Source organism: Mycolicibacter acidiphilus, assembly GCF_018455725.1.
Lineage (GTDB): Bacteria > Actinomycetota > Actinomycetes > Mycobacteriales > Mycobacteriaceae > Mycobacterium > Mycobacterium acidiphilum.
Map to the genome: position 1 here is coordinate 1 of NZ_JAHCLR010000042.1, position 23,122 is coordinate 23,122.

The 23,122-nt window shown below is 69.4% G+C and carries 20 protein-coding genes; 8 read left to right on the forward strand and 12 right to left on the reverse strand.

Translation table 11 applies throughout. The features are described from left to right. The 4 genes from KIH27_RS17295 to KIH27_RS17310 form a co-directional block, all read right to left on the reverse strand. The coding region (locus KIH27_RS17295; RefSeq protein WP_372451410.1) for a PGRS repeat-containing protein at positions 1-587 on the reverse strand (587 nt) is incomplete at its 3' end. 131 nt (positions 588-718) lie between these two features. After that, the gene (locus KIH27_RS17300; RefSeq protein ID WP_214094204.1) at positions 719-1,174 is read right to left on the reverse strand and encodes a nitroreductase family deazaflavin-dependent oxidoreductase; all 456 of its coding nucleotides are present in this window, start codon (positions 1,172-1,174) and stop codon (positions 719-721) included. Positions 1,175-1,177: 3 nt separating this feature from the next. Beyond that, the gene (locus KIH27_RS17305) at positions 1,178-1,615 is read right to left on the reverse strand and encodes an HIT family protein (RefSeq protein ID WP_214094205.1); all 438 of its coding nucleotides are present in this window, start codon (positions 1,613-1,615) and stop codon (positions 1,178-1,180) included. A 9-nt stretch (positions 1,616-1,624) separates the two neighbouring features. Continuing rightward, positions 1,625-2,788 (reverse strand): MalY/PatB family protein, encoded by a 1,164-nt coding sequence (locus tag KIH27_RS17310; RefSeq protein ID WP_214094206.1) that lies wholly within the window; start codon positions 2,786-2,788, stop codon positions 1,625-1,627. Positions 2,789-2,807: 19 nt separating this feature from the next. Here KIH27_RS17310 and KIH27_RS17315 point away from each other — a divergent pair, with 19 nt between their 5' ends. The 3 genes from KIH27_RS17315 (at position 2,808) to KIH27_RS17325 (ending at position 6,429) form a co-directional block, all read left to right on the forward strand. Then, positions 2,808-4,196: an amidase gene (locus KIH27_RS17315; RefSeq protein WP_214094207.1), complete on the forward strand. Its 1,389-nt coding sequence runs from the start codon at positions 2,808-2,810 to the stop codon at positions 4,194-4,196. A gap of 19 nt (positions 4,197-4,215) precedes the next feature. After that, a complete protein-coding gene (locus KIH27_RS17320) occupies positions 4,216-5,343 on the forward strand; it encodes an adenylate/guanylate cyclase domain-containing protein (protein WP_214094208.1) in 1,128 nt (375 codons plus the stop codon). Positions 5,344-5,454: 111 nt separating this feature from the next. Beyond that, entirely contained in the window at positions 5,455-6,429 is a 975-nt protein-coding gene (locus KIH27_RS17325; RefSeq protein ID WP_214094209.1) for an Acg family FMN-binding oxidoreductase, read from the forward strand. A 6-nt stretch (positions 6,430-6,435) separates the two neighbouring features. On the opposite strand, the gene KIH27_RS22675 is transcribed toward KIH27_RS17325, so the two are convergent. Both KIH27_RS22675 and KIH27_RS22680 read right to left on the reverse strand, forming a co-directional pair. After that, the gene (locus KIH27_RS22675; protein WP_307856921.1) at positions 6,436-8,325 is read right to left on the reverse strand and encodes an ABC transporter ATP-binding protein; all 1,890 of its coding nucleotides are present in this window, start codon (positions 8,323-8,325) and stop codon (positions 6,436-6,438) included. Next, complete coding sequence (locus tag KIH27_RS22680; protein ID WP_250150302.1) at positions 8,322-10,073, reverse strand: ABC transporter ATP-binding protein; 1,752 nt, start codon at positions 10,071-10,073, stop codon at positions 8,322-8,324. Before KIH27_RS22680 ends, KIH27_RS22675 begins: the two co-directional genes overlap by 4 nt. Positions 10,074-10,266: 193 nt before the next feature. Here KIH27_RS22680 and KIH27_RS17335 point away from each other — a divergent pair, with 193 nt between their 5' ends. Further along, complete coding sequence (locus tag KIH27_RS17335; protein WP_214094255.1) at positions 10,267-10,776, forward strand: DUF3558 domain-containing protein; 510 nt, start codon at positions 10,267-10,269, stop codon at positions 10,774-10,776. Beyond that, positions 10,773-11,318 (forward strand): DUF3558 domain-containing protein, encoded by a 546-nt coding sequence (locus KIH27_RS17340; protein ID WP_214094210.1) that lies wholly within the window; start codon positions 10,773-10,775, stop codon positions 11,316-11,318. Before KIH27_RS17335 ends, KIH27_RS17340 begins: the two co-directional genes overlap by 4 nt. Before the next feature lie 56 nt (positions 11,319-11,374). Here KIH27_RS17340 and KIH27_RS17345 read toward each other — a convergent pair whose 3' ends face one another. Continuing rightward, entirely contained in the window at positions 11,375-11,878 is a 504-nt protein-coding gene (locus KIH27_RS17345; protein ID WP_214094211.1) for a SixA phosphatase family protein, read from the reverse strand. 101 nt (positions 11,879-11,979) lie between these two features. On the opposite strand from KIH27_RS17345, the gene KIH27_RS17350 reads away from it, so the two are divergent. Both KIH27_RS17350 and KIH27_RS17355 read left to right on the forward strand, forming a co-directional pair. Beyond that, positions 11,980-13,200 carry a metallophosphoesterase family protein gene (locus KIH27_RS17350; RefSeq protein WP_307856923.1) on the forward strand — a complete coding sequence of 407 codons (1,221 nt, stop codon included), beginning with the start codon at positions 11,980-11,982 and terminating at the stop codon, positions 13,198-13,200. Then, the gene (locus KIH27_RS17355) at positions 13,200-16,358 is read left to right on the forward strand and encodes an AAA family ATPase (protein WP_214094213.1); all 3,159 of its coding nucleotides are present in this window, start codon (positions 13,200-13,202) and stop codon (positions 16,356-16,358) included. The genes KIH27_RS17350 and KIH27_RS17355 overlap by 1 nt, the downstream gene beginning before the upstream one ends. Positions 16,359-16,414: 56 nt before the next feature. Here the strand turns inward: KIH27_RS17355 and KIH27_RS17360 are convergent, their stop codons facing one another. From KIH27_RS17360 to KIH27_RS17380, 5 genes are all read right to left on the reverse strand, one after another. Next, the gene (locus KIH27_RS17360) at positions 16,415-16,672 is read right to left on the reverse strand and encodes a hypothetical protein (protein ID WP_214094214.1); all 258 of its coding nucleotides are present in this window, start codon (positions 16,670-16,672) and stop codon (positions 16,415-16,417) included. Between the two features lie 284 nt (positions 16,673-16,956). Continuing rightward, a complete protein-coding gene (locus KIH27_RS17365; protein ID WP_250150306.1) occupies positions 16,957-18,633 on the reverse strand; it encodes an ABC transporter family substrate-binding protein in 1,677 nt (558 codons plus the stop codon). Between the two features lie 46 nt (positions 18,634-18,679). Beyond that, positions 18,680-20,506, reverse strand: coding sequence for a dipeptide ABC transporter ATP-binding protein (locus tag KIH27_RS17370; RefSeq protein ID WP_214094216.1), 1,827 nt, complete (start codon positions 20,504-20,506; stop codon positions 18,680-18,682). Continuing rightward, positions 20,503-21,387: an ABC transporter permease gene (locus KIH27_RS17375; protein ID WP_214094217.1), complete on the reverse strand. Its 885-nt coding sequence runs from the start codon at positions 21,385-21,387 to the stop codon at positions 20,503-20,505. Before KIH27_RS17375 ends, KIH27_RS17370 begins: the two co-directional genes overlap by 4 nt. After that, positions 21,384-22,361 carry an ABC transporter permease gene (locus KIH27_RS17380; RefSeq protein WP_214094218.1) on the reverse strand — a complete coding sequence of 326 codons (978 nt, stop codon included), beginning with the start codon at positions 22,359-22,361 and terminating at the stop codon, positions 21,384-21,386. Before KIH27_RS17380 ends, KIH27_RS17375 begins: the two co-directional genes overlap by 4 nt. 115 nt (positions 22,362-22,476) lie before the next feature. Here KIH27_RS17380 and KIH27_RS17385 point away from each other — a divergent pair, with 115 nt between their 5' ends. Further along, on the forward strand, positions 22,477-22,968 hold the full coding sequence (locus tag KIH27_RS17385) for a beta-class carbonic anhydrase (protein ID WP_214094219.1): 492 nt from the start codon (positions 22,477-22,479) through the stop codon (positions 22,966-22,968). The last annotated feature ends 154 nt before the right edge of the window (positions 22,969-23,122 follow it).

Consider the following 23,122-nt stretch of genomic DNA (forward strand, 5'->3'; position numbering starts at 1 on the left):
CCGTTGCCACCCACCACGCCGGCAACGCCCGTGCCGCCCGCACCGCCGTCACCGCCGTTGCCGGCGATCGTGCCGCCGGTGCCACCCGCGCCGCCCGCCGCGCCGGCCCCGCCGCTGCCGCCGTCGCCACCGTTGCCGAACATGCCGGCCGCACCACCGGTGCCGCCGACGTCACCCGCCGTGGTTTGGTCGAATCCAGAGCCGCCGTCGCCGAACCAGGCCCCGCCGGCCCAGCCGTCGGGGTGCGCCAGCGTGCCGTCCGCGCCGTTGCCGATCAGGGTCTGCCCGGCCATCGTGTTGATGCTGTTGTCGATCATCGAGCCCAGTGGGCTGGTGATCCAGGCCTGCATCTGGTCGTGCAGGGAGAGGTAGATGTCCTCGCCGAACAGCGAACTGCTTGCGGCACCAGAGAGCGCGTCGCCCGACCAGGAACCGAAGATGTCCGTGAGCCACTCCAGACCGGTCTCGTCGGCGTGCGCGGCTGGGGTCGCGGTGACTGGGCCCAGTCCGAACGTCAGGAAGGCCCCGACTGCCGCACCAGCGCCCACCACGCGCCGACGGCGACCCGCCTGCGGGTTGCGACCCATTCCCACCCCTTAGCTCGCGCGCGGTCGGGGAGAACCAGGCGGTTCCGCGGCCGCACGATCAGAACCAAAGTAGTGGTTAAGCGATCGCTGAGCAATGGACAAGCGGAATGCGTCGGAAGAAAGCCCGCCGATTAAGTGGACGCCGTTGGTGTGAGGGCGATCACCGGAATCGGCCGCGAGGTGCGGCGCTGGTAGGCGTCGTACCGGTTCGCGTTGTTGTCGTTGACCACCCGCCACAGCCGCGCGTAGTCGGAGTCGTCCGGCAGCACCGCCCGCGCACTCGCTGCGAACCGGTGCGTGCCGACGTTGACCTCGACGTTCGGGTGGGCCTTCAGGTTGTGATACCAGGCCGGCGAGCGGGGCGCGCCGCCCATCGACGCCACGATCAGGTAGGAGTCGCCGTCCCGGGCGTAGGTCAGCGTGGAGGTGCGGGGCTTTCCGGTTTTGGCGCCCACGGTGTGCAGCAGCAGGCTCGGCGGCAGCCCGGGGATCCGGTGGCCGATCCGGCCGCCGGTCCGCTGGTAGATCGCACTGTGGATGCCCAGAAGTTTGATGCCGACCCGTTCGATCGGGGTGAAATCGCTCATGGCTCAGTCTGCCTGGCGGGCGTCCAACTTCGCCAGCGCGTCCCGCAGCAGCCGGCCGGTCTGCTCCCGGTCGGGGTCCCGGCGGAACACCATGCCGCGAGCGAACGACCACGTGTCCCCACTGCGGCGCGGCACCACGTGCAGGTGGATGTGGAACACGCTCTGAAACGCCGCCCGGCCGTCGTTGATCGCGATGTTGTTGCCGTCGGCGTGCAGCCCGGAGGCCCGGGCGGCCAGCGCGATCCGCTGGCCCAGCGCCGTCATCCCGGCCAGCGTCGTCGCCGGGGTGTCGGTCAGGTCGACGGTGTGCCGCTTGGGAATCACTAGGGTGTGCCCGCGGGTGAACGGCCGGATGTCCAGGAAGGCCAGATAGTCGTCGTCTTCGTGGATGCGCACCGCAGGGGCGTCGCCGGCGATCACGGCACAGAACACGCAGGACATCTCGCCACGTTAACCGGTCAGCGCTGCGGCCATCGCGTCGATCGCCCGGTCCAGGATCGCCCGGGTGGTGCCGAAGTTCAGCCGGGCGAACCCGCGGCCGGTGACCGCGCCGAACGGAATGCCCGGGCTCAGCGCCACCCGGGCGTTGGCCAGCAGGTACTCGGCCGGTTCGACCGGCAGGTTCAGCGCCCGGAAGTCCACCCAGGCCAGGTAGGTGGCCTCGGGGGGACTGACCCGCACGCCCGGCACCGCCGCGGGCAGCGCCTGAGCCAGGTGGTCGCGGTTGGCGCGCAAGTGCACCAGCAGCCCGTCCAGCCATTCGCCACCGTCGGTGTAGGCGGCGATGTTCGCGCGGATCCCCACCGTCGAGGCGCCCATCGTGTGCAGCATGTTGATCCGGTCCCACTCGGCGGCGTCGCGGTCGTTGGACAGGATCACCTGGGCGCACATCAATCCGGGCAGGTTCCAGCCCTTCGACGCCGACATCACGGTGACGACGGTGTCGGGCGCGGCGTCGCAGACCGTGGCGGCCGGGACGTGCGGGCGGTCGTAGACCAGCGGTGCGTGGATCTCGTCGGCGATCACCCGGGCGCCGTGCCGGGCGGCTATGTCGACGATCGCGGCCAGTTCGGCGGCGGTGAACGCGGTGCCCAGCGGGTTGTTCGGGTTGCACAGGATCAGGGACCCCGCCCCGCCGGCGAACGCCGCGTCCAGGGCGTCCAGGTCCATCAGGTAACGCCCCGAATCCTGCTGTGCCATCGGGATTTCCACCCGCTGCCGGCCGGTGGCCGCCAGCAGGTCGTAGAACGGCATGTAGGCCGGCACCGGCAGCGCCACCGGGCTCTCCGGGCGGGTCAGGAAGTCGATGACGGCCTCCATGCCCTTCAGCACGTCCGGCACCGTCCGCACCCGATCCGGTCGCACCGCCCAGCCGTAGCGTTGCCGGCACCACTCGGCGGTCGCGTTCGGCAGCGCGTCCTCACCCAGCGGCGGGTAGCCGAATTCCTCGTTGTCCACGCAGGCCCGGATCGCCGCCAGCACCGCCGGCGCGGTGGGGACGTCCATCTCGGCGATCCACAGCGGCAGCACGTCCGGGCCGAAAGCGCTCCATTTGATGGTCCGGCGCGCGCGCAGCCGGTCCTCGGTCAGACGATCGAACCCCGGGTCGGTCATGCGAGTAGTCTGCCTGCCCATGGATCCCCGGGATCTGGCTTTCGCCGGTGCGACCGAGCAGGCGCGGCTGCTGGCCGCCGGTTCCCTCACTGCGCCGGAGCTGCTGGAGGTCTATCTGCAGCGGATCGACCGGCTGGATCCGCGGCTGCGTTCGTACCGCGTGGTGCTGGCGCAGACCGCGCGCGACGAGGCCGCCGCCGCCCAGCGGCGACTGGCCGCCGGTGAGCGGCTGCCACTGCTCGGGGTGCCGATCGCGATCAAGGACGACACCGACATCGCCGGCCAGACAACGACTTTCGGCACCAGTGCGCACGGGCCGGCGGTGTCCGCCGACGCGGAGGTGGTCCGCCGGCTGCGGGCGGCGGGTGCGGTCCTGATCGGCAAGACCGCGGTGCCGGAGCTGATGATGTTCCCCTACACCGAGTCGCTGACGTTCGGCGCGACCGCGAACCCGTGGGATCTGGGCCGCACCCCGGGCGGCAGCAGCGGCGGCAGCGCGGCCGCCGTCGCCGCCGGGCTGGCGCCGCTGGCGCTGGGCTCCGACGGCGGCGGTTCGATCCGGATCCCGTCGCTGTGGTGCGGGCTGTTCGGGCTGAAGCCGCAGCGCGACCGGGTGCCGCTGGCCCCGCACGACGATGCCTGGCGCGGGCTGAGCGTCGCCGGCCCGATCGCCCGCTCGGTGGCCGACGCCGCCCTGTTCCTGGACGTCACCGCCGATGGCGCCCCGGCCGGCGGGTTCGTCGCGGCGGCCGCCCGCGAGCCGGGCCGGCTGCGCATCGCGGTGAGCACCGCCATGCCGTCGCCGATGCGAGCCCGGCTGGGCGGGACGCAGCGCCGCACGGTCGACGAGGCGGCGGAGCTGCTGCGCCGCCTCGGTCACCAGGTGATCGTCCACAACCCGGACTATCCGGCGGCGATGATCACCAACGGTTACCTGGCCCGCTATTTCCGCGGGATCCGCGACGACGTGCGTGCCCTGCCGCACCCGGAACGGCTGGAAGCCCGCACCCGCGCCATGGCCCGCATCGGCGCGCTGGTCTCCGAGCGGCGGATCGCGGCGGTGCGCGCTGCGGAGGCGACGATCCGCGCCCGGGTCGGCGCGATCTTCGACGACGTCGACGTCGTCCTCACCCCCGGCAATGCCGTCCCGCCGCCCCGGCTCGGCGCCCGGCAGCGCAGCGGCGCGTTGGCGACCGTGGCGCGGGCCGGCGCTGAGGTGCCCTACCAGCAGGTCTGGAACGTGACCGGTCAGCCGGTGGCCACCGTGCCGTGGGGGCCGGACCGGCACGGCCTGCCGGTGGGCGTGCAACTGGTCGGCCGCCCGCACGACGAGGCCACCCTGCTGTCGCTGGCTGCGCAGATCGAGAAGGCCCGGCCTTGGGCGGACCGGCGCCCGCCGGCGTCCTGACCGGTATACGTTTGCCAGCGTGGCGGACTCCGATCGTGACGGCCTGCTCGACGGGTTGCAGGGCACCGTGCGCGCCGAGCGCGCCGAATTGGTCGACTGGCTGCTCGACCAGGGCATCACCGTCGACGAGATCCGCACCGCGCCGGCGCCGATGCTGCTGGCGTCCCGCCGGCTGATCGGCGACGACGGCGGCTACGTGTCGGAGCGGCAGATCAGCGAAGCGGCCGGGATCGACCTGGGGCTGCTGCAGCAGCTGCTGCGGGCGGTCGGACTGTCCTGGGTCGACGACCCGGATGCGGTGGTGCACATGCGGGCCGATGGGAAGGTGGCCGAACACGCCCGCCGGTTCATCGATGCCGGCATCGACGCCGATCACGCCGTGCAGACCCTGCGGGTGCTCTCCGACGGTTTCTCGCATGCCGCCGAACTGATGCGCTCCACGATGCTGGCGGCGATCATGGAGCCCGGTCTGAGCGAACTGCAGATAGCCCAGCGGTCGCAGTTGCTGGTCGGCCGGATGGTGCCGATGCTCGGTGCGTTCATGGAGGATCTGCTGTTCACCCAGTTGCGGCATCAGTTGGAGACCGAGTCCGTCAACGCCGGTGAGCGTGCGGCCGGGGCGCCGCTGGCCGGCGCCCGGCGGGTGACGGTCGCCTTCGCCGATCTGGTCGGCTTCACCCGGCTCGGTGAACTCGTCCCGCCGGAGGAACTGGTGCAGCTGGCCAACCGGCTGGCACTGCTGGCCCGTGATCTGGCGGTGCCGCCGGTCCGGTTCATCAAGACCATCGGCGACGCGGTGATGTTCGTCTGCCCGGAGCCCGCACCGCTGCTGGACGCGACGCTCAAACTGGTCGAGGCCGCCGATTCGGACGACGACTTCCCCCGGTTGCGGGCCGGCATCGCCACCGGGGACGCGGTGAGCCGGGTGGGGGACTGGTTCGGCAGCCCGGTGAACACCGCCAGCCGGGTGACCGGGGTGGCCCGGCCTGGAACCGTGCTGGTCGCCGACTCCACCTACCGGGCGCTGACCGGTTCGACGGACTTCCGCTGGTCGTTCGCCGGGGCGAGGCATCTCAAGGGCATCAGCGGTGAGCTGGCCCTCTACCGGGCGCGGCGCAGCGTCGACGACGCACCCGACGGCGCCTGACCCGCACCCGGCAGGGGCCCAATGACAGCCTCTCGGGGACCAAGTGCCCTGTCCGGCGGATCCGATTCCGGGGGACCATTTCTGGGACGACAGTGCCAATGGAGGTGCCTCATGCTGGACACAACGATGGATACCGCAATCGTCGTCGAAGCCGTGCGACTGGCATGCCGGGCGCCGTCCCTGCACAACAGCCAGCCCTGGCGGTGGGTGGCCCGGGACGGCCGGCTCGACCTGTTCCTGGACCCCACCCGGGCCGTACACGGCGACCAGTCCGACCGGGAGGCGCTGATCAGTTGCGGCGCGGTCCTCGACCACCTGCGGGTCGCGGTCGCCGCGGCCGGCTGGTCGGTGCAGATCGACCGGTTCCCGGACCCGGCGCAGCCGGATCACCTGGCGTCGATCGGGTTCGTCGCCCGCGGTGAGGTGACCGATCTGCAGCGGTATCGCGCCAACGCGATCCTCGACCGGCGCACCGACCGGCTACCGTTCACCGCGCCGACGAACTGGGGCAGGTTCGAGCCGGTGCTGCACGACTGCGTCGGCGATCGGGTCCGGCTGCAGGTGTTCGCCGACGAGCTGCGGCCCACCCTCGTCGAGGCGGCCCAGCTCACCGAGACGCTGCGGCTCTACGACTCCGCCTACCACGCCGAGATCACCTGGTGGACAGCGCCGTTCGAGGTGTACGACGGAATCCCGCAGAGCGCGCTGATCTCCGCCGCCGAAAGCGACCGAGTCGACATCGGCCGGAATTTCCCGGTCACCCGCAACCGCGAGCGGCGGGAGGAGATCGGCGACGACCGGGCGAAGGTGCTGTTGCTGTCCACCGGCAGCGACGACCGGATCGACGCGCTGGCCTGCGGCGAGGCGCTGTCGTCGGTGCTGCTGGAGTGCACGATGGCGGGCCTGGCGACTTGCCCGGTGACGCACCTGACCGAGGTGCCGGCCGGCCGGACCATGCTGGCCGCGCTGACCGGGAGCACCGACCTGCCGCAGGTGCTGCTGCGGGTCGGCAATGCGCCGCTGCTGGACGAGGTGCCGGAGCCGACGCCGCGCCGCCCGCTGGCCGATGTGCTGCGGATGAGCTGACCCGGATCAGCTCTCCCGGGCCATCTCCCAGTACGCGCCGTGGCGGGCCAGCAGTTCGTCGTGGCTGCCCTGTTCGACGATCCGGCCGGCTTGCAGCACCAGGATCAGGTCGGCGTCGCGGATCGTGGAGAGCCGGTGCGCGATGATGAAACTCGTTCGGTCCCGGCGCAGTTCGCGCATCGCCCGCTGGATCAGCAGTTCGGTGCGGGTGTCCACCGAACTGGTCGCCTCGTCGAGGATCAGCAACCGCGGCCGGGCCAGGAACGCCCGCGCGATCGTGATCAGTTGCTTCTCCCCGGCGCTGATGCCCGCCCCGTCGTTGCCGACCCGGGTCCGGTAGCCGTCGGGCAGGGTGCGGATGAACCGGTCCGCGTAGACCGCGCGGGCCGCGTCGACGATCTCGTCCTCGGTCGCGTCCGGGCGTCCGTAGCCGATGTTCTCGGCGATCGTCCCGGTGAACAGCCAGGTGTCCTGCAAAACCATGCCGATCCGGGAGCGCAGCGCGCGGCGATCCAGTGCGGTCACCTCGGTGCCGTCGATCAGGATCCGGCCGGAATCCGGTTCGTAGAAGCGCATCAGCAGGTTGACCAGGGTGGTCTTGCCGGCGCCGGTCGGGCCGACGATCGCCACCGTGCTGCCGGGTGGCACGTTCAGCGACACGTCGTGGATCACCGGCGTTCCCGGGCGGTAGCCGAAGGTCACGTCCCGGAACTCCACCCGGCCGTGCGGCACCACACCGTCGACGGCCGGGGAGTCCGCCGGGGCGTCCGGGCTCTGCTCGGGCTCGTCGAGGAATTCGAAGACCCGCTCGGCGCTTGCCGCGCCGGACTGCAGCGCGTTGTACATCGACGCCAGGTTGGTCAGCGGCTGGTTGAACTGGCGCACATAGGCGATGAACGCCTGGATGCTGCCGAGCGTGATCTGCCCGGTCGCGACCTGCACCCCGCCGACCACCGCCACCGCGACGTAGCCGAGGTTGCTGATCAGCCCGGCCACCGGCGCGACCAGACCGGAGAAGAACTGGGCGCCGAAACTGGCCTGGTACAGCTCGTCGTTCGCATCGGTGAACCGCTGTCGCGCCCAATCCCGATGGCCGAAGGTCCGGACCAGGGTGAAACCGCTGTAGGTCTCCTCGATGTGGGCGTTGAGCCTGCCGGTCGCTGCCCACTGCGCCGCGAACAGCCGCTGCGAGCGCCGGGTGATCGCCCGCACCGCGAGCAGCGTCACCGGCACCGACAGCACGGTGATCCCGGCCAGCAGCGGTGAGATCGACAGCATCATCGCCAGCACGGCCAGCACCGTCACCACCGAGCTCAGCACCTGGCTGATCGACATCGAGATCGACGCCTGGGTGTTGTCGACATCGTTGGTGACCCGACTCAGCAGTTCGCCGCGCTGCCGGCTGTCGAAGTAGCTCAGCGGCAGCCGGTGCACCTTGTCCTCGACCTCCCGGCGCAACGCCAGCATGGTCCGCTGCACGGTCAGGTTCAGCAGCCGGGCCTGCGTCCAGATCATCAGGGCCGCAACGAGGTACAGGACCAATGCCAGCACCAGTGTGCGGCCGACCGCCCCGAAGTCGATGCCCTGGCCGGGCACCATGTCCATCCGGGACAGCATGTCGGCGTAGGTGTCCTGGCCGCGTGCCCGGGCCGCGGCGACCGCCTGCTCCCGGGTCAGCCCCGGTGGCAGGCTGCGGCCGATGATCCCGTTGAACACCAGGTCGGTGGCATGGCCGAGGATTCGCGGCCCGGCGACCCCGATCCCGATGCCGCCCAGTGAGAGTGCGATGACGCTCGCCACCAGCCTGCGCTGCGGACCCAGTCGCCGCACCAGACGCAGCGCGGTCGGCAGGAGATTGCGTGACCGCACCGTCGGGCCCGCCGGTGGTGCCGTCACGGCAGCCCGCCGACGCCGGCGGTCACCGACTGCGAGTCGACGAACTCGGCGTAGCCCGGGCAGTCCGCCAGCAGCTCGGCATGGGTGCCGGCGCCGATCACCCGTCCGCCGTCGACGACGATCACCTGATCTGCGTCGATCACCGTCGAGATCCGCTGCGCCACAATGATGACCGTCGCATCCGCGGCGCTCTCGGCCAGCGCGGCCCGGACCCTTGCATCGGTCCGCACGTCCAGCGCCGAGAACGCGTCGTCGAACAGGTAGATCGCGGGCCGGCGGACCACCGCCCGGGCGATCGCCAGCCGCTGCCGCTGCCCGCCGGACAGGTTGACACCGCCCTGCGCCACCCGCATCGCCAGGCCGTCGGGGTGCGCGGCGACGAAATCGTCGGCGGCGGCCACCCGCAGCGCCGCCCAGAGTTGCTCGTCGGACACCGTCTCCCCGGGCGGGGCGCCGTAGCGCAGGTTGTCGGCGACGGTTCCGGAGAACAGGTGCGGCCGCTGCGGAACCAGGCCGATCCCCGCCCACAGCTGCTCCGGATCGTAGTCGCGCACGTCGACGTCGTCGACACGCACCGAACCGGCGGTGACGTCGCGCAGCCGGGCGATCAGCGACACCAGTGTCGACTTGCCCGACCCGGTGCTGCCGACCACCGCGGTGGTGGTCCCCGGCCGCGCGGTGAACGACACGTCGTGCAGCACGGCGCGGTCGGCGCCCGGGTAGCGGAACCCGACCCCGGTCAACTGCACCGTGCCGGTCGTCGGGGGCGTCGTCACCGGGTCGGCCGGTGCGCTGATCGTCGGTTCGGTGGCGAGCACCTCGGTGATCCGCTCGGCGCAGACCGACGCGCGGGGCAGCGCGGCCAGCATCATCGTCGCCATCAGCACGGCCATCAGGATCAGCATGAAATAGGACAGGAAGGCGATCAGTGAGCCGATCTGCATCGCACCGGCGTTGATCCGCAGTCCGCCGAACCAGATCAGCGCGACGCTGGAGCAGTTGATGGTCAGCGTGGTGGCGGGCAGCATCAGTGCCTGCAGGTTTCCGACGGTCAGCGAGGTGTTCGACAGTGCCCGGTTGACGCCGCCGAAGCGGGCTCGCTCGACCGGTTCGCGGGCGAAGGCGCGGATCACCCGGATGCCGGTGAGCTGATCGCGCAGCACCCGGTTGATGTTGTCGATCAGCATCTGCATGCGCCGGAAGTAAGGCAGCATCCGCCGAATGATCGCGTAGTTGGCGAGCGCCAGCACCGGCACGCTGACCAACAGCAGCCAGGACAGGCCGGCGTCCTGGTGCACGGCCATCAGCACCCCGCCGATGCTCATGATCGGCGCGGCGGCCAGCACCGTCGCACTCAACTGCACCAGCGTCTGGATCTGGCGGACGTCGTTGGTGGTGCGGGTCAGCAGTGAGGCCGCCCCGAACCGGGTGGTCTCGGATTCGGAGAAACCGGTGACGGCAGAGAACACCGCGAACCGCAGATCTCGGCCGAAGCCGGTCCCGGTGCGGGCGCCGCAGTACACGGCGAGGACGGCGCACAGCACCTGCAGCCCGGTCACGGCGAGCATCTCGGCGCCCAGTCGCATGATGACGGCGGTGTCGCCGCGGACCACGCCGTCGTCGATGATCGCGGCGTTCACCGTCGGCAGATACAGCGAGGCGCAGGTGCTGATCATCTGCAGGGCCATCACCGCCGCGACCAGCCATCGGTACGGCCGGACGTAGCAGCGCAGCAGCGCCAGGAGCATTGGGTAACTGTCGCACACCCGGTTCGGCGCAACCGCTGGTTGCCGCGGTGCGCCTGCGACACGAAGTTCGCTGGTCCGGTCGTGTGCCGTGGTTGACCGCCGATGCTGCCGCTACAGTGCATCGTGTGACCAGCAGAAGGCGGCGATAGTGGTGCGTCTGAACTTTGCGGTGCCGGCGCTGGCCGCCGCGACCATGCTCTCGATGGTCGCCGGCTGCGGCGGTTCGGACTCGACCGGGGGCGAGTCCACCGGCGGATCGGCGGGAACCCCGTCGGCGTCGGGCGTCCACGGCCCGATGTTCCCGCAGTGCGGCGGGGTCAGCGACGAGACCATCACCAACCTGACCAGGGTCGCCGGGCTGGCGAACACCGCGCAGAACTCGGTCGGCTGCCAGTGGCTGGCCCGCGGCGGCATCATGGGGCCGCACTTCTCCTTCTCCTGGTATCGGGGCAGCCCGATCGGGCGGGAACGCAAGACCGAGGAGGTGTCGCGGACGTCGGTGGAGGACATCAACATCGACGGCCACAGCGGCTTCATCGCGGTCGGCACCGCCCCGACGATGGGCGACAACCTGTGCGAGGTGGGGATCCAGTTCGGCGACGACTTCATCGAATGGTCGGTGAGCTTCGTCCAGAAGCCGTTCCCGGACCCCTGCGACGTGGCCAAAGAGCTGACCCACCAGTCGATTGCGAACTCCAAATGAACCGCCGTATCACCGCCGGGGCGGGTGCCCTGCTGGCCGTGCTGACGCTGCTGACCGGTTGCTCGCGCGAGATCGGCGGCACCGCGGTCAAAGCCGGTGCCGGGGACACGCAGCGCAACGACAACTCCGAACGGCAGTACCCCAACCTGCTCAAGGAGTGCGAGGTGCTGACGACCGACATCCTGGCCAAGACCGTCGGCGCGGACCCGCTGGACATCCAGAGCACGTTCGTCGGCGCGATCTGCCGCTGGCAGGCCGCCAACCCGGCCGGGCTGATCGACATCACCCGGTTCTGGTTCGAGCAGGGCAGCCTGGACAACGAGCGCAAGGTCGCCGAGTTCCTGAAGTATCAGATCGAGAACAAGTCCATCGTGGGCGTGCCGTCGATCGTGATGAAGCCGGCCGACCCCAACGGTTCGTGCGGGGTGGCCTCCGACGCCGCCGGTGTCGTGGGCTGGTGGGTGAACCCGCAGGCGCCGGGGATCGACGCCTGCGCGCAGGCGCTCAAGCTGATGGAACTGACGCTGGCCACCAACTCGTAGGCGATTTCGGCGCGATAAAGCCCGCTCAGCGGGCTTTATCGCGCCGAAATCGCGCGTCAGCGGGGGACGTGGAAGTCGGTCAGGGTCGCCCCGCCGAGTTCCAGCGCGCGCCACGACCCTTCGATGCGCAGCACCGCGATGCCCGACGTCGGGTATTTGGCTGAGATCTGCTGCGCGACGGTGGCGTGACTGCCCGGGCCGGCCAGGCCGAGGGCGACCCGGGACATCGCCGGTTCGTGGCCGACCACCAGCAGCGTGTGCACGTCGTCTGTGACGCCGTTGATCTCGGCGATCACCGCGCCGGGGACTGCGTCGTAGAGGCCGTCGCGGTAGTCGACCGGGGCGGTGATGCCGGTTCGCTGCAGGGTCTGGCGGGTGCGGGTGGCCGTTGAGCACAGCACCAGGTCGATCCCCGGGGCGTTGGCGCGCAGCCAGTCCCCGGCCAGCTTCGCCTCCCGGATCCCACGGTTCGCCAGCGGCCGCTCGTGGTCGGGTGACCCGGCGGGGTAATCCGATTTCGCGTGGCGCAGCAGGAGCAGGGTGCGGGCGGAGGTGGTCACCGCACCACGGTAGGTCAGCGATGTTGTCGGTGGGCGGTCATAGGATCGCGGTGCCCGGTTCGGTACGGGCGCGCCACCCGAGGGGAGTTGCCTTGCTCGTCGTGCATGCCGCAGACATTCACCTGGACAGCCCGTTGCACAACGCCGGCCGCATCGGCGAGGAGTACGCGCAGGAGCTTCGGCGCAGCACCCGGCGAGCGCTGACCAATCTGGTGACGCTGACCCTGCAGCGCAAAGCCGACCTGCTGGTCATTGCCGGCGATCTGTACGACGGCAGCTGGCACGATTTCAGCACCGGGCAGTTCTTCATCGAGCAGATGATCCCGTTGCGGGACGCTGGCATTCCGGTGGTCATCGCATCGGGGAATCATGATGCGGCCAGCCAGATCACCCGGTCGCTGACGCTGCCCGCCGGGATACACATGCTCGCCACCGATAAGCCGGAGAGCATCGTCTTCGACGATCTCGGAGCGGTGGTGCACGGGCAGGGGTATGCCGTCCGGGACGTGCAGGACAACCTTGCCGCCGTCTATCCGCCCGCGGTTCCCGAGCTGATCAACGTCGGGGTGCTGCACACCGCGGCCACCGGCTCACCGGACCACGACAACTATGCGCCGTGCTCGGTCGCGAATCTGGAGCAGCTGCGTTACGACTACCTGGCACTCGGACACATCCACCAGCGCGGCCCGGTGGTGGAGGGAGAGTTCCCGGCGTATTTCAGCGGAAATCTGCAGGGCAGAAATCCACGGGAGACGGGCGCAAAAGGGGCGCTGCTGGTGGATCTCAACCCCGGCTCACCCGCGAAGATCAGCTTCGAAGCAGTCGATGTGGCCCGCTGGGACCGAATCGAGATCAACGCCGACCGGATCGCAGACCGCGTGGCGTTGGCCGAGGCCGCTCGGGATCGGATGCGCGCGGCGGTCCGGGAAGCGGAGAGCAGGACCCTGATCGTGCGGGTCGCGATCACCGGGACGACGAAACTGGCTGGTCAGCTGGTAGACGACGACTGGCTGCAGGCCGAAATGACCGGCATCGCCACCGACGTCGGCGCGGTGCTCGACAAGGCGACGGCGCGCGTGCAGCCACCGCCGCCACCCGACCCCGACGCGCAGCGTCTCCGGGAGGCGGTCGCCGGGGCCGCCGCGGCACTGGCAGCCGATGAGGCAGGCACCAGGGCGGTGGTGACAGTGTTGGATCGGGAGATCCGTGACATTGCCCGGGACGGCGGGCTTTTCGACCTTTCCGATCCGGCCGTGCTGCGCGACTTGCTGGACCGGGCGCGAGACGGACTCGACGCCCGACTGGCGGAGCGGCAGAGCTGATGCGAATCGAGCGCCTGGTCCTGACCGCCTATGGTCGGGCACGCGATGTCGGGGTCGATATCGGCGACGGCGTCACTGTCGTTCTAGGGGTCAACGAAGCCGGAAAGTCGACGTCCCTCGACGCGCTCAGCGACTTTCTGTGGGGCATCTCGAGGGGCAGCGCCGGTGCATCGGAATTGGCTCCGAATCAGTTGCGGATCGATGCGGTCGTCAACGTCGCCGGTGACTCTTGCGCGGTCGTGCGCAAGTCCACCGGCCTGTTCGCCGAGGATCTTGCGACTGAGTTCCCGGCGCAGTGGAATCCGACGAATCAACTGACGGCGCAGTGGTGGCGAACTCGACTGGGCATCAACCATGCGGACCTGCGGCGGGGCGGTTCGGAGGTGTTCGCCGGCAGCGGTGACATCGCCGACATCATCTTCGCTGCTCGGGAAGGCCGTAGTGCCCGAGAGGTCCTCAAGGAGATCACCGATCAGGCTGACAAACTGTTCAAGCCGGACGGCCGGTCGAAAAGAGTCCAGGTGCGGCTCGCGGTGGAGGAGTACAAGCGAGCTGTCGCCGACCGCGACGGCCGGTTGACTCGGGCGAGCGCCGTCGTCGCACAGCGCGAAGCGGTCCAGGAATTGGAGGGCCGGCGCAGCCAGTTGCGCCGTGACGCGGCGGTGACGTCGCAGAAGCTCAAGCGGGAAGATGAGAACGGGCGGGTCGTCGGTCACGTTCTCCGGCTGCACCGAGCAACCGGAGAACTCGACGCCATCGACCAGCAAGGTGATCGGCTCTCGCCGGCCGAGCTTGCCGACTACCAGAAGGCGCTTACCGCGTTTCGCAGTGCCGAGGAACGAATCAGCAAGCTGGACAGTGGAATTGCAACCAAGACCGGGGTCATCGATGGACTGTCCATCGATGACCGGTTGCTGGACGATCGGGAAACGTTCAGTCGACTCCAACCGGACGCCAACGCCCGTATCGACGACTTGCGCCGTGCCGGTGAGGAATTCGGGGCGGCGGTCGAGGAGGCCACCACAGGACTGTGGCAGCTGTTGGGCAGCATCGGTGTCGAGCGCACCGACGACCTCGACGACGCATTGGCGGGCGCACGGATCCGTGACGATCATGCCGCGACTCTGAACGAGCTCGCCGATCAGATCGAGACGCTCGAAGGACATCGGCAAGATGCCAGACAGAAGCGTGATGACGCCCTGGGTGAACTGCTGGGGAAGGGCGTCACGGTTGAAATCGCAACCGCAGCGGCGCCTGACGGAGAAGCGATCGACAGGATCCGTAAAGCCCTGATCCAGGCGCGCAACGACGAAGGGAAAGCGACAGCGTTGCTCGCCGAGGCCGCCGCCGCGGTACAGGTACTGCAGGCGAGCGACTCGGATCCGTATGCCCCGGCTGCGCTGACACCTGCTGACGTCACCGATGCTCGCGGTGCTCGGGATGCGCAGTGGGGGGCCATCCGGCGGTCCTGGGTGACGGGTGAGCTTCCGGTGCCGGCGGAGCGGGTCGACATCGCCGCTGAATTCGACGCGGCAGTGGCCGCGGCCGACCGGGTTGCCGACGACGAGGCGGGCGAGCGGTCGCGTGTCGCGGCACTGGATGCCCGGGCCGAACTGCACGTCGAAGGGCTCGACGCTGCGCGGCGCAAGCAGCAGGATGCGACGACGCACCTTGAAACAGAAGCAGAGGATTGCCGCCGGGCGGCGGAGGGCTGGGCTGCGGTATGGGCGGATCTCGGGATCGCCAACCCCCCCGATGTCGACAGCAGTTCGGTGGTCGTCGGACTGCTCTCCACCGCGCACGTCGCACAGGCCCGAGAACGATCTGCCACCGAACAACTCGCCGGCTTCTGTGAGCGCTGGGACACCGCTGCGGAACTGGTCGGGCTGCCGCCGACGACCACCGCCGCGGCATGGCACAAGCGGTCCGACGTCCTCGCAGAGATCGCAACCGTGGATGCACAGCGCATCAAGGACCGGAAACGGGAAGCGCAGGCGCGGGGCCGATGGGGTGACTTCGCCACGGAGGCAACCGCACTTCTCCTCCGGCACGCACTGATCGAAGAGGACCGGGCCGTGACACCGGCCGTCATCGAGCAGGGTTTCGCAAACCTCGGTCGGCAACTCGAGGCGGCGGCGGAGGCCGCGGCCAGACGTACGACCCACCTCGAGCAGATCGAGGAGATGCACACGGAGCGCGACGAAGTGCGGCAGGTCCAGCAGCAAGCGGCCGATTCATTACAACGGTTAGTCGAGTCGCACCGGGTGGACGGCGAGCAGGATCTGGTTGTGCTCGCCGACCGGGCCGTGCGTGCCGCGGATCCGCTGCATGATCAGGAAGAGGCCGTCAAGGCCATCAGGAACGGGCTGGACCCGGCTAGTGACCTGCAGGACGTCATAGACCGCCTGGCCGGACACGACGAGGTGACCGTCGGTGAGGCCGTGGAGGATGCGCAGGTTAGCGATCGGGAGGCGCGTCAAGCCGCTGAGCTGATTTCGACCGAGTACGGCCTGGCGCGCGAACGCCTGACCGAACTCGAGCGAGCCGCCGGTGCGGCCGACGCCGAGGCCGCAGTGGCGGCCCGGCAGGCGGAGGTGGCGCGGCTGGTGGAGGCCTGGATGGTCGCGGCCCTGCAGCGGAAACTACTGGAGGACGTCCTCGACGGTCTCGGATCCGGCGATGCCCGCCCGCTCCTGGACCACGCCGGGCGGCTTCTCGAACAACTCACCGGAGGCCGCTGGGTCGCCCTGCGCGCCGATGAGGACGGTGCCACACGCACGCTGCGGGTCATCCGCGCCGACAACGTGCCGTTCGAACCCAAGCAGCTCTCCGAAGGCACCGCCGATCAGGTTTTCTTCGCGCTGCGGTTGGCCGCCGTCGCCGAACTGCACCGAGAGCGGGTGCAGGCCGGTGAGGCCGCACTGCCGCTGGTGCTCGACGACGTGCTGATGGCCTTCGACGAGGCGCGGGTACGCAGCGCGCTGCAGATTCTGGTGACGCTGGCGCCCGGCCTGCAGGTGATCGTCTTCACCCACCATCAGCATGTCGCCGACGCGGCCGAGGGGTTCGATTCGATCACGGTGTCGCGCTTACCGGAGGCCGCGATGATCGCCGATCCGCTCGACGGTGAATTGATCCGCGCTCAGGCTTCGACATAGCCGTTCTACATCACGAGACCGGCCGGTTCTCCGCCGGCGATTCCGACGGTCTGTGCTCAGGCATCGCGGAAGCGCTGCTGTACCGCCTGTCGTGACACCCCCAACACCATGCCGATGGTTCCCCAACTCTCGCCGTTGGCGCGTGCTTCTGCTACCGCCCGACGCAGCGATTCAGTCGCGGCATCGGCTGCCACGGCTGCTTCACGGACATGTCGCAGGTACCGTCCGTCGCGTACCTTCACTGACGGGTCGGCAGGGTTCATCTGGTTGATCCACCGCTCTGCGGTGGTGGTCTCATCGATCTTGGTTGTCATAGCCGGCACCTCAGAGATAGTCGTAGTTCTTCGGTTGCAGTACGTTCACGTGGATGATCCGCTGCGGGTCGTCGGCGGCCGTGCTCGACAAGCCTGACGGGACTGCGACTGACGTGCAGGGCATCTGCGTCAGTGATTCCCTACTCGGAGTAATGCTTGCGGGCCGACTCGACGAACTCAATATCGTCAACGTTACTTTGACGACGGTCGAAGTGTCAGCAATGTCTTGACGGTTCGCGGTGGAGTGCCGCGAAGAGGACCCGCATGATGCCGGTGCAGTTCGCTTACTCCCGCATGAAACCGACTGCGGTGTAATCGATGTCCGCCAGCCCGGGTGCCCCGAAGTTGGCCAGCGAACTGCGCACCGCCACGTTGCCCGATGTCTGGATCAGCGGCAGGCTGAAACCCTCCGCCCACAGCATCGCGTCGACCTCGTTGGCCCGCTCCCGCGCCACCGCCGGGTCCAGTGCCTCCAGCGTCTCCTCGATCTTCGCGTCGATGGCCGCGCTGCCGATCTTGCCGAAGTTCGCCTCGCCGTGGGTGGCGCAGATCTGGTTCAGCCCGGCCAGCGGGAAAGCGTCACCGACCCAACTGAACTGGGCGATGTCGAAGTCGCCGACGTTGACGTAGTTGGTGAAGAAACCCCCACCGGCCTTCGCCTCGATCTGCAGCTTGACCCCGATCTCCGCCAGATCGTGCTGGGCGACCTGGGCGAACTGCCGGGTGCTCTGCGCGTCGTACACCAGATGCCGGATCACCAGGGGGCGGCCGTCCTTCTCCCGGAACCGCCCGTTCAACTTCCAGCCGAGTGCATCCAGGTCACGCCGGGCGCGCTCGGGGTCATAGGCGACGACGCCGCTGTTGTCCCGGTACCCGTCCTGGCCTTCGACGTAGACGTGGTTGTTCAGCGCGACCGGGTCGTTGGTCAACCCACGCTGGGTTACGCGTGCGATCGTGTCGCGGTCGATGCCGCGGGAGATCGCCAGCCGTAATCCCTTGTCGGCCAGGATCGCCCCGGGCGCGCCGTTGAACGTGAAGTGCGCCCAGGTCGGGGTCGGCGCCCGCCGAATCGAGATCCCCTTGGTGCGCCGCGCGATCGTCAGCTGATCCAGGCTGGACACCCCGGCGGCGTCGATGGTGTGGTTCTGCAGCGCCGGCATCCGTGCCGCCTCATCGAGGACCAGGTAGGTGATGGCGTCCAATCGGGGCGGGCGACCCCACCAATCGGGGTTGCGGGTCAACGTGATCCGCTGGGTGGTCGGGTCCAGCGTCGACAGCCGGAACGGGCCGGCGGACGGTCCCGGGCCGCTCAGCTGCCCCTTGTTGAAGACTTCGGGGGTGGCGGTCATCGACTGGGGCAGCAGCATGTTGTTGCCGGCGAACATGCCCCGCCACTCCGCGTACGGCTTGGCGAACGTCACCACCGCCTGCCGGTCGTCGACGCCGCGGGTCACCGACGCGACCCGTTCGGCGCCGTTGGTGCTGGCGATCGCGAAGAGCGGGTCGACGCCGCTGATCGCGTGGATTTGGCTGGCGATGTCCTGCCAGCTGAACGGGGTGCCGTCCGACCACACCGCTTTCGGGTTGATCGTGTAGGTGACCACCTGGGGGTTGGCGCGGGTCAGTTCGATGCTGGTGAAGTAGTCGTGGTCGACCGTCGCCGAACCGTCGGCGCCGATCGCGAACGCCCGCGGCATAGTCGGTTTGAGCACCGAACCGGTGTCGGCGAGGTTGCCGTCGATGTGCAGCACGTTGAAGTTCGGCGGGAACTGGCCGAGCGACAGTCGCAGGTTGCCGCCCTGCTCCAGGCCGGCCGGGTCCTGCGGGTTGACGTCGTTGGCTGCACCGACCGACGAGGTCCCGGCCGGGGCGCTCACGTCGTAGTCGGCGGCCGAACACCCGGTCAGCGCCAGCCCGACCGCCGTCACCGCCGCCACCACCCGCGTTGAGTGTGCGCGCAGGGTGAGGATCGGCGCTGCATTCCGCCCTAGACGCACACTCAACGCTTTACCCATTGCCGACCTCCGCCCGGGGAACCGCCGCCAGCAACCGCTGGGTGTATTCGTGCTGCGGCGCGGCGAACACCTGCTCGGCATCGCCCTGTTCGACGACGCTGCCGGCGAACATCACCACCACCCGGTGCGCCAGGTGTTTGACCACCGAAAGGTCGTGGGAGACGAACAGATACGACAGGCCGAGCTCGTCCTGTAGATCCAGCAGCAGGTTGATGATCCCGGCCTGAATCGACACGTCCAGCGCCGACACCGGCTCGTCGAGCGCGAGGATCTTCGGCTGCAGCGCCAGTGCCCGCGCAATGCCGATCCGCTGCTTCTGCCCGCCGGAGAACTCCGCGGGGTAGCGGGTGGCGTCACCCCGGCGCAGCCCCACGGTCTCCAGCAGGCCGGCCACCCGGGAGTTGATGGCGGGACGGTCGAAGCCGTTGGCGCGCAACGGCTCGGCCAGCACATCGAACACCGGCAGTCGCGGGTCCAGGGATGCCACCGGATCCTGGAACACCACCTGCAGGTCACCGCGCAGGGCGCGACGGCCCGCCCGCGTCAGCGTTGCGACGTCGCTGCCGAGCACCTCGATCGACCCGGACTGCGGTGCCGTCAGATCCAGAATCTGGTGCAGCGTCGTCGATTTGCCCGAACCCGATTCGCCGACGATGCCCAGCGTGCGGCCCTGCTGCAAATCGAAGCTGATCTCGGAGACAGCACGCACCTCACCGACCCGCCGTCGCAGCGCGCCCTTGGTCAGCGGGTAGGTCTTGACCAGGTCACGTACCCGCAGCACCACCGGCGCCTCGCCGTCCGCGACCACCGGCACCGCGGTGCTGACCCCGTAGATGTCGGCGGCGCTGCGCCCGTCCACCTGATCGGTGTGGATGCACGCCGCCCGGTGTGCGGGGCCGACCTGAAGCAATTCCGGTTCGGCGACCCGGCATTCGTCGGTGGCCAACGGGCAGCGCGGCGCGAACGGACAACCCGGATCCACCCGCGACGGGGGTGCACCGGGAATCGGCACCAAGCGGGTGCCCTGCGGAGCATCCAGTCGTGGCACCGAACCCAAAAGACCTACCGTGTAAGGCATCTGCCGATCGCGATACAGCACGTCGACCGGTGCCTCCTCCACCACCCGCCCGGCGTACATCACCAGTGCCCGGTCGGCGAATTCGGCGACCACCCCCAGGTCGTGGGTGATGATCAGCACCCCGGCGCCGGTGACGTCGCGGGCGGTGGCCAGTACCTGCAGGATCTGCGCCTGCACGGTGACGTCGAGCGCGGTGGTGGGCTCGTCGCAGATCAGCAGGTCCGGGTCGCAGGCGATGGCGGTGGCGATCACCACGCGCTGACGTTCCCCGCCGGACAGCTCGTGCGGGAACGCCCGCGCCCGTCGGCCCGGGTTGACGATGCCGACCAACTCCAGCAGTTCCACGGCTCGACGGCGGGCGGCCGCTCGCCCGAGTTGCGGCCGGTGCACCTCGATCGCCTCGGCGATCTGGTCGCCGACGGTGTAGACCGGCGTCAGCGCCGACATCGGGTCCTGGAACACCATCCCGATCGACGCGCCGCGGAATTTCGACATCGCCGCGTCACCCAGCCCGATCAGCTCGGTGCCGTGCAGCCGCACCGACCCGGTCACGTCGGCGTACGACGGCAGCAGTCCGACCACGCCCATCGCCGCAGCGGATTTCCCCGACCCCGATTCGCCGACCATCGCGACCACTTCGCCCTTGTCGACGTGATAGCTGATGCCGCGCACCGCGTTCACCGGCTCGGCGCCGCCGGTGAAGGTGACGGCCAGGTCGGTGACCGAAAGCAGTGGGCTCACCGGCAGCCTCGCAGGGTCGCGGCGTCCGGGTCCAGGGCGTCGCGCAGCCCGTCACCGGCGACGTTGGCGCAGACCAGGATTGCGATCAGCACCCCGGCCGGGAACAGGAACACCCACGGGAACGTGATCGCGGACGCGGTGCCGTCGGCGATCAGCGTGCCCAGCGAGACGTCCGGAGGCTGAATGCCGAACCCCAGGTAGCTCAGCCCGGTCTCGGCCAGGATCGCGGCGGCGACGTTCAGCGCGGTGTCGATGATCAGGATGGACGCCACGTTCGGCAGGATGTGGTTGACGATGATCCGCCGGCTGGACACCCCCATATACCGTGCGGCGCGGACGAATTCGCGCTCCCGCAGGCTCATCGTCAAACCCCGCACCATGCGGGCGCTGATCATCCAGCTGAACGCGGCGAGCAGCAGGATCAGCAGCGCGATGTTGGCGGTGTTCTTCAGTCGCGGGGTGACGATCGCGATCAGGATGAACGCCGGCACCACCAGCAGCAGGTCCACCAACCACATCAGCGCCCGGTCGCGCCAGCCGCCGAAGTACCCGGAGACCGCCCCGACCGTCGCGGCGATCACGGTGGAGATCAGGGCGACGAAGATCCCGATCAGCATCGACTTCTGCATGCCACGCAGGATCTGGGCCAGCAGGTCCTGACCGAGCGCGTTGGTGCCCAGCCAGTGCCGGGCGCCAGGCGGCGCCAGCAGCGCGGAGTAGTCGAGGTCGGCGTAGGAGTAGGGCAGCAGCGGCGGCAGCGCGTAGCAGCCGACGAACATCACCGCCAGCACCAGCAGTGCCGCCACCGCGGTACGGCTGCGCAGGAACCGCCGTAGCACCAGGGTGCGCCGGGAGGTGAATTCGACTGCGACGTCCGTCATGACACCCGCACCCGCGGATCGAGCAGCGCGTAGATGACATCGGAGAGCAGCCCGGCCAACAGCACCACCGCGCCGGAGAACACCGTGATCGCCGCGACGATGTTGGTGTCCTGGGTAGCCACCCCCTGCACCACCCATTCGCCCATCCCGTGCCAGCCGAAGATCTTCTCGACGAACACCGCGCCGGTGACCAGTCCGGCCACCCCGTAGGCGAACAGCGTCGCCATCGGGATCAGCGCGGTGCGCAGCCCGTGCTTGAACAGGGCACGACGGCGGGTCAGCCCCTTGGCCCGGGCGGTGCGGATGAAGTCCTGGCCGAGCACGTCGAGCATCGCGTTGCGCTGATACCGGCTGAAGGCGGCCGCGGTGCCCAGCGCCAGTGTCAGCGACGGCAGCACCAGGTGCTGCAGCCGGTCAGCCAATTGCCGCCACGCACCGCCGGGCAGCCCCGGGGACGTCTCGCCGGTGTATTCGAACAGTTGCAGCCCGACCGCCCAGTTCACCCGCAGCGCCGCCAGGATCACCAGGTTGGCCAGCACGAACGTCGGCACCGACAGCACCAGCAGCGAGAGCATCGTGATGACGCGGTCGCTGAACCGGTATTGCCGGATCGCCCCCCACGCCCCGAGCACCACCCCGATCACCGTGCCGGCCAGCGAGCCGACGATCAGCAGCCGCAGGCTGACGCCGATCCGGCGCCACAGCTCCGTGGAGACCGGCTGGCCGGCGACGGTGGGTCCGAAGTCGCCGCGTACCGCGTGCGAGGCCCAGTGCGCGTAGCGCAGCGGAATCGGCTTGTCCAAACCGAGGTCGGCGGCCTTGGCGTCGATCACGGCCTGCGGCGGCCGGGGATTGCGCTGCAGCAGGCTGTCCAGTGGGGAGAACGCCACCGAGGTGAGGCAGAAGGTGAGAAAGGACGCCAGCGCCAGCAGCACCGCGTAGTTGAGCACCCTGCCCGCCAGGAACCGTGTCATGACCCGGCCCCACCCGCGTATGGCATGGGCAACAGGGTAGAGCCTGTCCGCGAATGGACGGGGCGCAGCCATGGATCACTAGGCTCGACGCACAGACGACGATGAGGAGGCCGACATGACCGTGACCGACGAATACCTGGCCAACAACGCCGCGTATGCGCGCGGGTTCAGTGGGCCGCTCCCGATGCCGCCGGCCCGGCACGTCGCGGTGGTGGCCTGCATGGACGCCCGGCTGGACGTCTACCGGGCGCTGGGTATCCGGGAGGGTGAGGCGCATTCGATCCGCAACGCCGGCGGTGTCATCACCGACGACACGATCCGGTCGCTGGCGATCAGCCAGCGCCTGCTGGGCACCCGGGAGATCATCCTGATTCACCACACCGACTGCGGCATGTTGACGTTCACCGACGACGACTTCAAGCGCGCGATCCTCGAGGAGACCGGTATCCGCCCGCCGTGGGCCGCCGAGGCGTTCCCGGACCCGGTGCAGGACGTCCGGCAGTCGCTGCGCCGCGTCGAGGCCAGTCCGTTCCTCACCCAGACGGAGTCGCCGCGCGGCTTCGTCTTCGATGTCGCCACCGGCCGGCTTGAGGAAGTCACCGGCTAGCCGGTCCGTCGCCGCGGGCGGCCACGCCGGGGGAGACGCCCGTGTTGACACTGTCTGAACCGCCTGGTTACATGCATTCCAACGGTAATTCCGGTAAAACTAACCAACTTTATTGAGTTATGTCGCGAGGGAGTCCATGAGCGGTAAGTCGAGT

Bases quoted from the DNA above. Each gene is read 5' to 3' on its own strand.
- KIH27_RS17300 (WP_214094204.1), bottom strand. From the start codon at position 1,174: ATGAGCGATTTCACCCCGATCGAACGGGTCGGCATCAAACTTCTGGGC.
- KIH27_RS17305 (WP_214094205.1), bottom strand. From the start codon at position 1,615: ATGTCCTGCGTGTTCTGTGCCGTGATCGCCGGCGACGCCCCTGCGGTG.
- KIH27_RS17310 (WP_214094206.1), bottom strand. From the start codon at position 2,788: ATGACCGACCCGGGGTTCGATCGTCTGACCGAGGACCGGCTGCGCGCG.
- KIH27_RS17315 (WP_214094207.1), top strand. From the start codon at position 2,808: ATGGATCCCCGGGATCTGGCTTTCGCCGGTGCGACCGAGCAGGCGCGG.
- KIH27_RS17325 (WP_214094209.1), top strand. From the start codon at position 5,455: ATGCTGGACACAACGATGGATACCGCAATCGTCGTCGAAGCCGTGCGA.
- KIH27_RS22680 (WP_250150302.1), bottom strand. From the start codon at position 10,073: ATGCTCCTGGCGCTGCTGCGCTGCTACGTCCGGCCGTACCGATGGCTG.
- KIH27_RS17335 (WP_214094255.1), top strand. From the start codon at position 10,267: ATGCTCTCGATGGTCGCCGGCTGCGGCGGTTCGGACTCGACCGGGGGC.
- KIH27_RS17340 (WP_214094210.1), top strand. From the start codon at position 10,773: ATGAACCGCCGTATCACCGCCGGGGCGGGTGCCCTGCTGGCCGTGCTG.
- KIH27_RS17355 (WP_214094213.1), top strand. From the start codon at position 13,200: ATGCGAATCGAGCGCCTGGTCCTGACCGCCTATGGTCGGGCACGCGAT.
- KIH27_RS17360 (WP_214094214.1), bottom strand. From the start codon at position 16,672: ATGACAACCAAGATCGATGAGACCACCACCGCAGAGCGGTGGATCAAC.
- KIH27_RS17375 (WP_214094217.1), bottom strand. From the start codon at position 21,387: ATGACGGACGTCGCAGTCGAATTCACCTCCCGGCGCACCCTGGTGCTA.
- KIH27_RS17380 (WP_214094218.1), bottom strand. From the start codon at position 22,361: ATGACACGGTTCCTGGCGGGCAGGGTGCTCAACTACGCGGTGCTGCTG.
- KIH27_RS17385 (WP_214094219.1), top strand. From the start codon at position 22,477: ATGACCGTGACCGACGAATACCTGGCCAACAACGCCGCGTATGCGCGC.